General features: G+C 63.9%; 11 protein-coding genes and 1 pseudogene. 7 read left to right on the top strand and 5 right to left on the bottom strand.

From position 1 onward, the window contains the following. The 6 genes and pseudogenes from ACO1XS_RS14485 to ACO1XS_RS14510 form a co-directional block, all read left to right on the top strand. Positions 1-190, top strand: a pseudogene (locus tag ACO1XS_RS14485) (GspE family protein); the annotation flags it as partial. Beyond that, positions 187-1,428 carry a type II secretion system F family protein gene (locus tag ACO1XS_RS14490; protein ID WP_331571438.1) on the top strand — a complete coding sequence of 414 codons (1,242 nt, stop codon included), beginning with the start codon at positions 187-189 and terminating at the stop codon, positions 1,426-1,428. The pseudogene ACO1XS_RS14485 and the gene ACO1XS_RS14490, both read left to right, overlap by 4 nt. Before the next feature lie 83 nt (positions 1,429-1,511). After that, positions 1,512-2,387, top strand: a complete 876-nt coding sequence (locus ACO1XS_RS14495; RefSeq protein ID WP_331571483.1) for a prepilin peptidase — start codon at positions 1,512-1,514, stop codon at positions 2,385-2,387. 3 nt (positions 2,388-2,390) lie between these two features. After that, positions 2,391-3,008 (top strand): dephospho-CoA kinase, encoded by a 618-nt coding sequence (gene coaE / locus ACO1XS_RS14500; protein ID WP_331571440.1) that lies wholly within the window; start codon positions 2,391-2,393, stop codon positions 3,006-3,008. A gap of 169 nt (positions 3,009-3,177) precedes the next feature. Continuing rightward, complete coding sequence (gene zapD, locus ACO1XS_RS14505; protein WP_173257988.1) at positions 3,178-3,933, top strand: cell division protein ZapD; 756 nt, start codon at positions 3,178-3,180, stop codon at positions 3,931-3,933. 58 nt (positions 3,934-3,991) lie between these two features. Next, positions 3,992-4,186: a DNA gyrase inhibitor YacG gene (locus tag ACO1XS_RS14510; RefSeq protein WP_173257990.1), complete on the top strand. Its 195-nt coding sequence runs from the start codon at positions 3,992-3,994 to the stop codon at positions 4,184-4,186. Positions 4,187-4,210: 24 nt separating this feature from the next. Here ACO1XS_RS14510 and mutT read toward each other — a convergent pair whose 3' ends face one another. Genes mutT through secA form a run of 4 tightly spaced genes read right to left on the bottom strand, consistent with a single transcriptional unit; the run spans position 4,211 to position 9,678 of the window. Beyond that, positions 4,211-4,657: an 8-oxo-dGTP diphosphatase MutT gene (gene mutT, locus ACO1XS_RS14515; RefSeq protein ID WP_440560829.1), complete on the bottom strand. Its 447-nt coding sequence runs from the start codon at positions 4,655-4,657 to the stop codon at positions 4,211-4,213. Next, positions 4,654-5,523, bottom strand: a complete 870-nt coding sequence (locus ACO1XS_RS14520) for an ATP-binding protein (protein ID WP_331571444.1) — start codon at positions 5,521-5,523, stop codon at positions 4,654-4,656. The genes mutT and ACO1XS_RS14520 overlap by 4 nt, the downstream gene beginning before the upstream one ends. A gap of 52 nt (positions 5,524-5,575) precedes the next feature. Beyond that, on the bottom strand, positions 5,576-6,805 hold the full coding sequence (gene argJ, locus ACO1XS_RS14525; RefSeq protein WP_331571446.1) for a bifunctional glutamate N-acetyltransferase/amino-acid acetyltransferase ArgJ: 1,230 nt from the start codon (positions 6,803-6,805) through the stop codon (positions 5,576-5,578). A gap of 59 nt (positions 6,806-6,864) precedes the next feature. Further along, on the bottom strand, positions 6,865-9,678 hold the full coding sequence (secA, locus tag ACO1XS_RS14530; protein ID WP_486391005.1) for a preprotein translocase subunit SecA: 2,814 nt from the start codon (positions 9,676-9,678) through the stop codon (positions 6,865-6,867). 255 nt (positions 9,679-9,933) lie between these two features. On the opposite strand from secA, the gene ACO1XS_RS14535 reads away from it, so the two are divergent. Further along, on the top strand, positions 9,934-10,473 hold the full coding sequence (locus tag ACO1XS_RS14535) for a DciA family protein (RefSeq protein ID WP_486391006.1): 540 nt from the start codon (positions 9,934-9,936) through the stop codon (positions 10,471-10,473). 68 nt (positions 10,474-10,541) lie between these two features. Here the strand turns inward: ACO1XS_RS14535 and lpxC are convergent, their stop codons facing one another. After that, complete coding sequence (gene lpxC / locus ACO1XS_RS14540) at positions 10,542-11,459, bottom strand: UDP-3-O-acyl-N-acetylglucosamine deacetylase (protein ID WP_440562239.1); 918 nt, start codon at positions 11,457-11,459, stop codon at positions 10,542-10,544. Positions 11,460-12,215: the final 756 nt, after the last annotated feature.

Consider the following 12,215-nt stretch of genomic DNA (forward strand, 5'->3'; position numbering starts at 1 on the left):
CGGCGTGCATCAAACCATGCCGATATCCGCCGCGATGCGCGAGTCGATCGTCTCGCGCACGAGCCACGACACGCTCGCGCGGCAAGCACGCGCCGAGGGTATCGCGACTCTGCGCCGCGCCGCGCTCGACCGTGTACGGGATGGCGTCACCTCGCTCGCCGAAGCTATCGCATCGACGGAGGCGCAATGAAGCAGGCGCACAGCGACAGCGGCGAAGGGCAAGCCGCGCCCGCATTCGCGGAGCGGCGCTTCGCCTGGCGTGGCATGAAACTCGATGGCACGCAGTGCCGCGGCAAGGTCATTGCACCGCACTTGGCTGCGGCTCGCGCCGCACTCAGGGAACGCGGCATCCTGGCCGGTTCGCTCGAGGTGCGCGGACCTGCGCCGCCGCCGCGGGCCACCGCGCGCGAGATCACCGCATTTACACGCCATCTGGCCGGTCTCCTCGGCGCGGGCGTGCCGCTCGCGCAGGCGCTCCAGTTGATCGCGCACACCCCGGCGCGCGGCGGCGTGGCGCGCATTGCCGCCACCCTCGCGCACCAGCTCGCCAACGGTCAAGGTTTTGCCGCCGGCCTCGGCGCGTTTGCCCAACACTTCGATCCGTTTTATCGGCAGCTCGCCGCTGTCGGCGAGGCCTCAGGCACCCTGGCCCATGTTCTTGCGCGGCTCGCGCAAGAGCGCGAACGCATGGCCGCACAACGTGCCAGGATGCGCGCGGCGCTCGTTTATCCCGCCGCCGTGCTGGTGCTCGCCGTAGCGATTGCGGCCGCGCTCCTGGTGTGGGTCGTCCCGGCGTTTCAGCTCGCCTTCGAGAGCTTCGGTGCGCCATTGCCACCGCTCACCCGCGCCGTCGTCGCGTTGTCCGACGCCACGGTCCATCGCGGCCCGGCCTGCCTCGCAGTCACCGGCGCACTGCATCTGATGGCAACACGCGTGCTTCGCCGCTCTTCGGCCGCTCGCATCGCTCTCGGGCGGTTCGCGCTTGCCGTTCCTTTCGTCGGGCGGATCTCTCGCTTGGTGGCAGCGGCGCGCTGGTGCCGGGCGCTCGGCACGCTGCTGGGGGCGGGCACGCCGCTCGCCGACGCGCTGGCGTCGTTGGCGCATGCGACGGGCCATGCGATATTCGACGCGGCCAGCGCGGATATCGCCGCGCGGCTCGATCGCGGAGAACGGCTCGCGGCGGCGATGCGGGCCGCCGCGTGTTTTCCGCCCGCGCTCGTACAGCCGGTGGCGATCGCGGAGGAGTCGGGCTCGCTCGATACGATGCTGCTCGACGTCGCGGCGCTAGCCGAACGCGAGGTCGAGGAGGCCGCCGGCCTGATGGCGAGCCTCGCGGAGCCGGCGGTCGTCATCGTATTGGGGGTGCTCGTTGGGGTGCTTGTCGTCGCGCTCTACCTTCCCGTGATCGAGCTTGGCAACGTGGTGTAGCATCCAGCCCAACCGGACTTGTCAACGGAGCGACTTCACCCGTGTACGCGCACCCCCTGGCCGAACCGTTTTCGCAAGCCTCGATGCACTTCGGCGCGGCATTCGGCGCACTATCGGCCGCGTGGCAACTCGCGTTCGCGGCAGTGTTCGGGCTGGTGATCGGCAGCTTTCTCAATGTCGTCATCCATCGATTGCCCATCATGCTCGAACGCGCGTGGCGCGCGGAGGTAAACGAGGCAAGCGAGGACGGCGATCGAGCGGCCGTCGACGATGGGATGCCCGAGCGCTATAACCTATGGTTGCCACACAGCGGCTGCCCGCAATGCGGCCACGCGCTGCGCGCCTGGGAAAACATTCCGGTGCTGAGCTACCTGCTGCTGCGCGGACGCTGCTCAGCCTGCCGGGCACCGATCGGTCTTCGCTATCCGCTCGTCGAACTCGCGAGCGCCGCGTTCGCCGCGCTATCGCTCGTCACGTTCGGCCCCACCGGCACGGCGCTCGCCGCATTCGTTCTCTGTGCGACACTGCTCGCGACGAGCGCAATCGATATCGATACACGCCTGCTTCCCGATTCGCTCACGCAGCCGCTGTTGTGGGCGGGGCTGATCGTCAATTTCGGCGATACCTTCGCGAGCCTGCGGACCGCCGTCGCGGGCGCGATCGCCGGCTATGTGTTCCTCTGGTGCATTTACTGGTTGTTCCGACTCGTGCGCGGCATCGAAGGCATGGGTTACGGCGACTTCAAGCTGCTGGCCGCGCTCGGTGCGTGGCTCGGTTGGACGGCCTTGCCGCAGATCGTTTTGATCTCGGCGGTGACTGGAGCCATCGTCGGGCTCGTCGCCACCGGGTTCGGCCGCATGCGCTTCGAAGAACCGCTGCCGTTCGGACCATTCCTGGCCGCGGGCGGCGTGGTGACGCTCTTTCTCGGTACGCCGCTTTTTCATGTCTTCGGAGGTTGAATCATGTACCTCGTCGGAATGACCGGCGGCATCGGCAGCGGCAAGACGTTCGTCGCCGATCTGTTCGAGGCGCGGGGGGTGGCCATCGTCGATACGGACCGCATTGCGCACCGCATTACGGCACCGCACGGCGCCGCCATGCCGCTCATCGCGCGCGAGTTTGGCGAGGCGTTCGTTGCCGCCGACGGCTCGCTCGATCGCGCTCGAATGCGTGCGCTCGTATTCGCCGACGATACGGCGCGTGCTCGCCTCGAAGCTCTCACGCATCCCTTGATCCGGGCTGAGACCGAACGGGAAATCAAGGCGGCACGCGCGGCCTATGTGATCGTGGTCGTGCCGCTTCTCGTCGAATCCGGGGTGTGGCGCTCCCGCGTCGACCGCGTGCTCGTCGTCGACTGCACCGTCGAAACGCAAGTTGCCCGCGTGATGCGGCGTAGCGGATTCTCGCGCGAGCAGGTTCTTGCGATCGTGCAACGTCAGGCCCCGCGCGAGGCCCGGCTCGCTGCCGCCGACGATGTCCTGGTCAACGAAAACATCGGCGCGGAGCGCCTGAATGAGGAAATCGGCCACCTCCACGCCCACTACCTGTCGCTCGCGGCGGGCGCCGGGTCCTCGAATTGAGCGGAGCAAACGGCACGTCCGTCGAAACAACGCCGACACGCGCGTGTCGAACAATCCGCGGATGCGGCGAAAAAGGTACGCGTCGTATCCCATTGAGCGATTGCGGGGGGGCATTTGCAGCATTAGAATGTCCTGCAATCCCTATTCTTGACGCCTGAGGCGAGCGCGCTTGATTCTTTACGAGTATCCGTTCAACGAGCGAATTCGCACGCTGCTGCGTCTCGAAGACCTATTCGAGCGCTTCACGTTTTTTCTCAATCAAGACGACGCGAGAGAACATCACGTCGCATTGACCACGCTGTTCGAAATTGCAGAGGTCACCGGCCGGGCAGATCTGAAGTCGGATCTGATGAAGGAACTCGAGCGCCAGCGTCAGACCCTGGCACCGTTCCGGGGTAACCCTGGTATCGAACAAAACGCGCTCGAAGTCGTGCTGGGCGAAATCGAGCAAACGCTCAACGGCCTCGCGCAGATGCAGGGGAAGACCGGCCAACACCTCACGGACAACGAGTGGCTAGCCAGCATTCGCAGCCGGGCGATCATTCCCGGCGGAACTTGCAAGTTCGATCTGCCGTCGTACTTCGCATGGCAACAGACACATCCTGACCAGCGCCGTCAGGACATCGCCAAATGGATCATGCCGTTATTGCCGCTGCGCGACGCGGCCGCAATTGTATTGCGGCTCGCCCGCGAATCGGGGCAGGCTTCGAAGGTCATGGCGATGCAAGGCAGCTATCAGCAGATGCTGTCGGGCCGCACTTATCAATTGATGCAGGTGCGCGTTGCGCCGGATTTGCGCGTCATACCGGAAGCAAGCGCCAACAAGTACATGCTGTGGGTGCGTTTCACGGTACAGGACGGCGATATGCGCCCCCGCGCTGTCGATGTCGACGTGCCGTTCCAACTGACGCTCTGCAGCTTGTAGCCCTCGCGCGTGCCGCGCCGCAAGGGCCGCCGCGCATCATGACCATTGTTCCAAACGTATGATCGCTGTCGTCAAATGTCCGACCTGTGGCAAGGCTGTCCGCTGGGTCCCCGAAAACCGCTTCCGGCCCTTCTGCTCTGAGCGCTGCAAGCAGATCGATCTTGGCGCCTGGGCGACCGAGAAATACCGAATCGAGGGCGGTGAACCCCCGCCGTCCGCCGACGATTCGCCCGGCGAAGACATCAAGAACTGATTCGACGCCCGGTGAAGCGCCCTTTCAAGCTGCGCTGTCTGCCGCGAGCAGTTCCAACACAGGAATGGCGGCGGGCAGCAGTGGGTCCACGTTCACAGGCAGGCTCTGCCAACTGAACGCCTGCCCTTCGCGGCCATGCGGCTCGCCGGTCCAGTCCGTCACCTTGCAAAAATAAAGGCGCACGTACGCGTGCGGATAGTCGTGTTCCAACGTATGCCAAAGATGGCATGCGGTGACGACGATACCAAGCTCCTCGTGCAACTCGCGCGCCAGCGCCGCTTCGACCGTCTCGCCGGCCTCCAGCTTGCCTCCCGGAAACTCCCAATAGCCCTCGTAAGGCTTACCGGCCGGACGCTGAGCCAGCAGATAGCGGCCGTCGGGCTGCACGAGCACACCCACCGCCACTTCCGTCACCGGCCGCTGCGGCCGGGCATCTGTCGTTGCGGGGGAAAATCCGCTTGCTTCGTTCATTGCCCGCCCCGCTTGCCCGACCAATCGCGTGCGAACTGCCAGGCGACACGCCCTGAGCGCGAGCCGCGCTCGAGCGCCCACACGAGCGCCTCGCCGCGCGCGTCGCCAACCGCCGTCTCGCTGCAGCCAAAATGGCGCAGCCAGTGGCCGACGATCGTCAGGTAATCGTCCTGCTTGAACGGGTAAAAACTGACCCATAGGCCGAACCGCTCGGACAACGAGATTTTTTCCTCGACGACCTCACCGGGATGGATTTCGCCATCCGGCATGTGCTTGTAGGTCTCGTTGTCGCTCATGTACTCGGGCAGCAAATGCCGGCGGTTAGACGTCGCGTAGATGAGCACGTTGTCCGATTGCGCCGAGATGGAGCCGTCCAGCGCAACTTTGAGTGCCTTGTAGCCCGACTCCCCTTCCTCGAACGAGAGATCGTCGCAAAACACGATAAAGCGTTCCGGCCGCTGCGCGATCAGGTCCGTGATATCGCCGAGATCGTGCAGGTCGTCCTTGTCGACTTCGATGAGGCGCAGCCCCCGATCCGCATAGGCATTCAGACACGCCTTGATCAGCGAGGACTTGCCTGTCCCACGCGCGCCCGTCAACAGCACGTTGTTCGCGGGAAGCTGGTTCACGAACTGGCGCGTGTTCTGTTCGATGAGCGCTTTCTGACGATCGATGTTTTGCAAGTCATCGAGCGAAATGGCGGAGACGGCCTTGATCGGCTGCAAATAGCCGCGCCCCTGGCGTTTGCGCCAACGAAACGCAACGGCGGACGACCAGTCGACATCGGGCATCGCCGGCGGCAGCATCGTCTCGAGGCGCGTCAGCACGGCTTCGGCGCGGGTAAGAAAACGGTCGAGTTTGTCCATGGCAAAAGAGGCTTCCGGAGCGCTCGCCGCTGCGGCGGCGAGCTGCCCGATGTCACGAGCGGTAATCGGCGTTGATGCTCACGTACTCGTGCGACAGATCGCAGGTCCAGATGGTTGCACTGGCATTGCCGCGTCCGAGCACGACACGAATGACGATCTCGCTTTGCTTCATGACGCGCTGACCGTCCTCTTCGCGGTACTCGGGATGACGGCCTCCCGCCTGCGCGACATGAACATCGTCGAGATAGAGGTCGATCTTCGCGACATCGAGATCGCTGACTCCCGCGTAGCCAATCGCGGCGAGGATACGGCCGAGGTTCGGATCCGACGCATAAAACGCGGTTTTCACGAGCGGCGAGTGGCCGATCGCATAACCGATCTGCCGGCACTCGCTCACGCTCGCGCCGCCTTCCACACGGATCGTGATGAACTTCGTCGCCCCTTCGCCATCGCGCACGATCATCTGCGCCAGGCGTTCGGCTACGTCGGTAACGGCTTGGCGCAGCGCGGCATAAGCCGGAGTATCTGTCGATGCGATGGGCGGCAGGCTGGACTTGCCCGTGGCGACAAGGATGAATGAATCGTTCGTCGACGTATCGCCATCGACCGTGATGCAGTTGAACGACCGGTCCGCCACCTCCTTCACCAGCACGTCGAGCACGGACTGGGCAACGGCGGCGTCGCAAGCCAGGAAGCCGAGCATCGTCGCCATGTTCGGCTTGATCATGCCGGCACCCTTGCTGATACCGCTTAGCGTCACGGTGTGCCCGTCGATCGTCACTTGCCGCGATGCCGCCTTCGGCTGCGTGTCGGTGGTCATGATGGCCTGGGCGGCTTCGTACCAATGCGCGGCGCGAAGAGTGGAGAGCGCGGCGGGCAGCCCGGCTTTGAGGCGTTCGATGGGCAGCGGTTCGAGAATGACGCCCGTCGAAAATGGCAAGACCTGCTCGGCCTCAATGCCAGCGAGGCGCGCAAGCTCGGCACAGGTTTCACGAGCATGCGCGAGGCCGGACTCGCCGGTGCCCGCGTTTGCATTGCCCGTATTGACGACGAGTGCCCGGATGCCCCGGCTGCTTGCAAGGTGCTCGCGGCAAACGGTAACCGGTGCGGCGCAAAACCGATTCGAGGTAAATACGCCGGCCACGGTGGCCCCCTCGTCGACCGACATCACGAGGACGTCCTTGCGATTGGGCTTGCGAATGTTCGCCTCGGCCCAGCCTAGCGTCACGCCCGGAACCGGATGGAGTTGCGAAGGATCGATCGAAGGAAAGTTGACTGCCATCGTCTGGGAACCTGTCGGGAATGTAAAAACGGCGCGCATCGTGCGCGCCGTATCCGGTTTCAAGCAAGCCTGCCGTGGCACTGCTTGTATTTCTTGCCGCTGCCGCACGGGCATGGGTCGTTGCGCCCCACCTTCGGTATGCCGGCTTCGGCGCTTGCCGCGCCCGCACCGCCATGGCCGCCGCGACTCATCGCCTGATCGACCATCTGCGTCGCGGCGTCGACCGCCATCGCAGCGGGGGCCGCGGACGCCGCCTCGGCAAACTCCGCGTGGCGGAACTCGACGTTCTCCACGTGGCTGCCCTGCTCCTCGTACTGCTCGGCCGCTTCCTCCAGTTGCTCGGGCGACTGGATCCGCACGTTCATGACGATGCGGGTGACTTCGGTCTTGATGATGTTGAGCAGCGCTTCGAAGAGCTCGAACGCCTCGCGCTTGTATTCCTGCTTCGGGTTCTTCTGCGCATAGCCGCGCAGGTGAATGCCTTGGCGAAGATGATCGAGCGCGGCGAGATGCTCGCGCCACGAGCGATCGAGCGTTTGCAGCATGATCGAGCGCTCGAATGCGCTGAACGATTCCCGTCCGACGAGCGCGACCTTGGCTTCATAGCTTTCGTCGGCAGCCGACAGCACCGCGTCCAGAATGTCGTCGGCATCGAGCGACTGCGACTCGTTGATCATTTCCTGAACCGCGAGATCGAGCTGCCAATCGGTACGCAAGGCTTCCTCGAGTTCGGGCGCGTCCCATTGTTCTTCGATGCTGCCGGCGGGAATGAACTGGTGCACGACGTCGGTGACGACCGCATGGCGCATCGCGGTGATCGTCTCCGTGATGTCGTGCGCTTCGAGCAATTCATTGCGTTGCTGATAGATCACCTTGCGCTGATCGTTGGCAACGTCGTCGTATTCGAGCAATTGCTTGCGAATATCGAAGTTGCGCGCCTCGACCTTGCGCTGCGCCGATTCGATCGATCGCGTGACGATGCCGGCTTCGATCGCCTCGCCTTCGGGCATGCGCAGCCGGTCCATGATCGCGCGCACGCGATCGCCCGCGAAAATGCGCAACAGCGGGTCTTCGAGCGACAGATAAAAGCGCGACGAGCCCGGGTCCCCCTGGCGGCCCGCGCGGCCTCGCAGCTGGTTGTCGATACGGCGCGACTCGTGACGCTCGGTACCGATGATGTGCAAACCGCCCGCGGCCTTCACCTGATCGTGCAACGCCTGCCATTCGTCGTGCAAGGCCTGGATTCGGCTCGCCTTCTCCTCGGCCGGAATCAACTCGTCAGCCTCGATGAGCGAGGCCTGCTTCTCGGCATTGCCGCCCAGCACGATATCAGTTCCGCGGCCCGCCATGTTCGTGGCGATCGTGATGCGCCTCGGGCGCCCCGCTTCGGCGACGATGGCGGCTTCGCGCTCGTGCTGCTTGGCGTTGAGCACCTCGTGCGGCAAACCGGCCTTGGTCAGCAGATTCGAGAGCAACTCCGAGTTTTCGATCGATGTCGTGCCGACGAGCACCGGCTGGCCGCGCTCGTAGCATTCGCGAATGTCGCGAATGACCGCGTCGTAGCGCTCGCGCGCCGTCTTGTAGATCTGGTCCTGGAGGTCGTTTCGCTTCGGCGGTCGGTTCGTCGGAATGACGACCGTCTCGAGCCCGTAGATCTCGTTGAATTCGTACGCCTCCGTATCGGCCGTACCGGTCATGCCGGACAGCTTCACGTACATCCGGAAGTAGTTCTGGAACGTGATCGAAGCGAGCGTCTGGTTCTCGCTTTGAATCTTCACGTGTTCCTTCGCTTCCACCGCCTGATGCAGGCCGTCCGACCAGCGGCGTCCGGGCATGAGGCGGCCCGTGAATTCATCGACGATGATGACTTCGCCGTTTTGCACCACGTAGTGTTGATCGCGGAAAAACAGCGTATGCGCGCGCAATGCGGCATAGACGTGGTGCATCAACGTGATGTTCTGCGGCGCGTAGAGGCTCTCGCCCTCGCCGATCAAGCCCCACTCGGCCAACATCCGTTCGGCCTTCTCGTGCCCCGATTCGGTCAGGAAAACCTGGCGCCCTTTTTCGTCGAGCGTGTAGTCGCCCGGCTTTTCCACACCGGTGCCGTCCGCGCGCTCCTCGCCGATCTGGCGCTCGAGCAGCGGCGGCAGTGCGTTCATGCGAACGTAAAGATCGGTATGGTCTTCCGCCTGGCCCGAGATGATGAGCGGCGTGCGCGCCTCGTCGATCAGGATCGAGTCCACCTCGTCGACGATCGCGAAATTGAGCGAACGCTGCACGCGCGCGTCCGTCTCGTAGACCATGTTGTCACGCAGATAATCGAACCCGAATTCGTTGTTCGTGCCGTAGGTGATATCCGAAGCATAAGCGGCCTGCTTCGTGGCATGGTCCATCTGCGAAAGATTCACGCCGACGGAGAGGCCGAGGAAGTTGTACAGCTTGCCCATCCACTCGGCGTCGCGTTGTGCGAGATAGTCGTTCACCGTGACGACATGCACGCCGCGCCCCGACAGTGCGTTCAGGTAGGCCGCGAGCGTCGCGACGAGCGTCTTGCCCTCGCCCGTGCGCATTTCCGCGATCTTGCCGTAGTGCAGCACCATCCCGCCGATCAACTGGACATCGAAGTGCCGCATTTTCAGCACGCGGCGACTCGCCTCGCGGCACACCGCGAACGCCTCGGGCATCAGCTTGTCGAGCGACTCGCCGCTCGCCACGCGCTGGCGAAACTCCTCCGTTTTGGCGCGCAGTTGGTCGTCGGTCAACTGCTCGATCTGCGGCTCGAGCGCATTGATCACCGCGACGGTCTTTTGATACTGCTTGATCAGACGCTGGTTGCGGCTGCCAAAGATCTTTTGGAGAAAACCGGTGGTCATCGGGTCGGGTGTGCGCCGCGACTGGGCCGGTACCGCGCGCGTCGCGCGCCGCGCCTGCGGGAGGGCCCGCGGGCGTACCGGATCCGAGTGCCTCGGCGGCTTATTCCATGAGTGAATTCGAATCGCGCATTTTAGCACGCGAGCCTTAATCCACCGTGTCGCGCAAGTGCGCATCGGACCGCCGCGGCGGGCGGCCCGGGTACAATGAGTGCGTTCAGCCCCGTGTGCCGCAGTACACGTTCCCTCAGACTACGAATGAGCCGCTTTTCGTCCCGCTTTTCACCCTCGTCCAAGCCGCGAGCCGCGCCTGTCCCACGGCCTGTGGCCGAAGTGCTTGGGCGCACCGACGCATTCGCGGCTTTGCGCGCGGGCGTCGAGCAAACCGCGGCGCTCGAGCGTGCGCTGAGCGAGCTTTTGCCGGCCTATCTCGCGACGAGCATCGAGCCGGGCTTCGTGAGGGACGGCGCACTGACCTTGTTCGCCGCGCATAGCGCGCTGGCGGCCCGTCTGCGGCATCTCGAGCCGCGGCTCATCGCGGATTTGCAGCAGCGGGGATGGAATATCCGCACACTTGCCGTGAAAGTACGACCCCGGGCTGCAGCGGAACCCCCGAGACCCAAGACGGCGCGCATGACGCCCCAAGGGGCGCAAGCACTGCAAGCGCTGAGCGAGACATTGCCACCTTCCCCGCTCCAGGCGGCACTCGCGCGGATGGCCGCTCGCCATAGCAAAGCGCAGCCGGACGGTGCTCCGCAGGGGGCGGAAGCACCGGCGCCCATCGACACAAAAAAATAAGCGGCTCGAAAGCCGCTTATTTTTTCGTCCGCCCGGCGGGTCACGCCACGACGGCCAGGCGCTTCTCGTCAGGCAAATGCCGTCTGCGCGTCGTAACCGAAGCCGCGCGGCGCATGTTGCGCGTCTTCGAACGTGACGATCTCGTACGCGTCCTCGTGAGCGAGCAATTCACGCAACAGCATATTGTTCAAGCCGTGCCCCGATTTATACGCAGTGTAAGAAGCGAGCAGCGAATGCCCAACCACGTAGAGATCGCCGATGGCATCGAGCATTTTGTGCTTCACGAATTCATCGTCGTAGCGCAAGCCGTCGTTGTTGAGGATGCGGTATTCGTCGAGCACAATCGCGTTATCCATACTGCCGCCGCGAGCGAGGCCCAGTTCGCGCATCGTTTCCACTTCATGCGCAAAGCCGAACGTACGCGCACGCGCGATCTCGCGCACGTACGAAGTAGTCGCGAAATCGACTTCCAGCGCCTGACCCGTCTTGTCGACCGCGGGGTGCCGAAAATCGATCGTGAATTGCAACTTGAAGCCGAAATACGGCTCGAGGCGTGCGAACTTGTCGCCATCGCGCACCTCGACCGGCTTCGTCACCTTAATAAATTTCTTCGCCGCGTTCTGCTCGAGAATGCCGGCCGACTGCATCAGAAACACGAATGAAGCCGCACTGCCGTCCATGATCGGGATTTCTTCGGCCGTCACGTCGACATACAAATTATCGATACCGAGGCCCGCACAAGCCGACATCAAATGCTCCACCGTCGAAACGCGCGCACCGTCTTTTTGCAGTACCGACGCAAGACGCGTGTCGCCGATGGACATCGCGGACGCCGGAATGTCGACAGGCGTGGGAAGATCGACGCGTGAAAACACGATACCGGTGTTTTCGGCGGCCGGGCGGAGCGTCAATTCAACCTTGCGGCCCGAATGCAGGCCGATGCCAACGGTCTTGACAATCGATTTGATGGTGCGTTGCTTCAGCATAGTGGTTTGTCGATTGCTAAATTCAATCGAGCTTCTTATTTCATAGTAGGGATTATACTCCATCCCGGACAGGCTGACAGGGCGTGGAACGTTTCAGTCTGTTTCCCGGCGTTACCCGCTTAAACCGCTGTGCATGCAAAACGTGGGCCAACGCCCGAAATGGAGGCATTCCCGGACGTCGGCCCATTACTGCTTGTTACTCACCATCACAAACGCCGCGCTTGCGTTGTTGCTGCGACGCAACGCAACGATGCCGATGGCGCACGGCTACCCAGCGCCCTGAGCAGACGCCGATCCGGCACTCGTATCCCGGCGTCTTGACCACGCCGAAACGCGAATGCGGTTGCCGCACCGCGCAAAAACCGACCGCCACACGCCAGCGGTGACAACCGTCGACGTGCGCTGCCCGTTCAGCGCAGGCGTTACCAGCCGCAGTTGGCCTGCGAAACCGCGCATCTTGCCCGCGATGCGCCGGCGTCGCCCGAAAGACATGCGTCAGCGCGTAAAGCGCCCGCCGTCCCTCATCTGGCCGCTCGCTGCCACGTACGCCTGTCGCAGAGCGACTCGCAAACCCGCGTGCGCCGCACGGTGCCCATCCGTGCCGCGGCCACCGGCCCCGTGCGCGTCGATAACCGCTCGACACGTTTGGGCGATGCGCCGCGCACGACCGCTGCGAGCGCGCGCCCTAGGGGACGCGGCCGCCTTGCGCCGTTGCCGTTCAACATGCTCAGCCCTTCTCGTGCGCTTCATCGCGCC

Source organism: Trinickia sp., assembly GCF_057351765.1.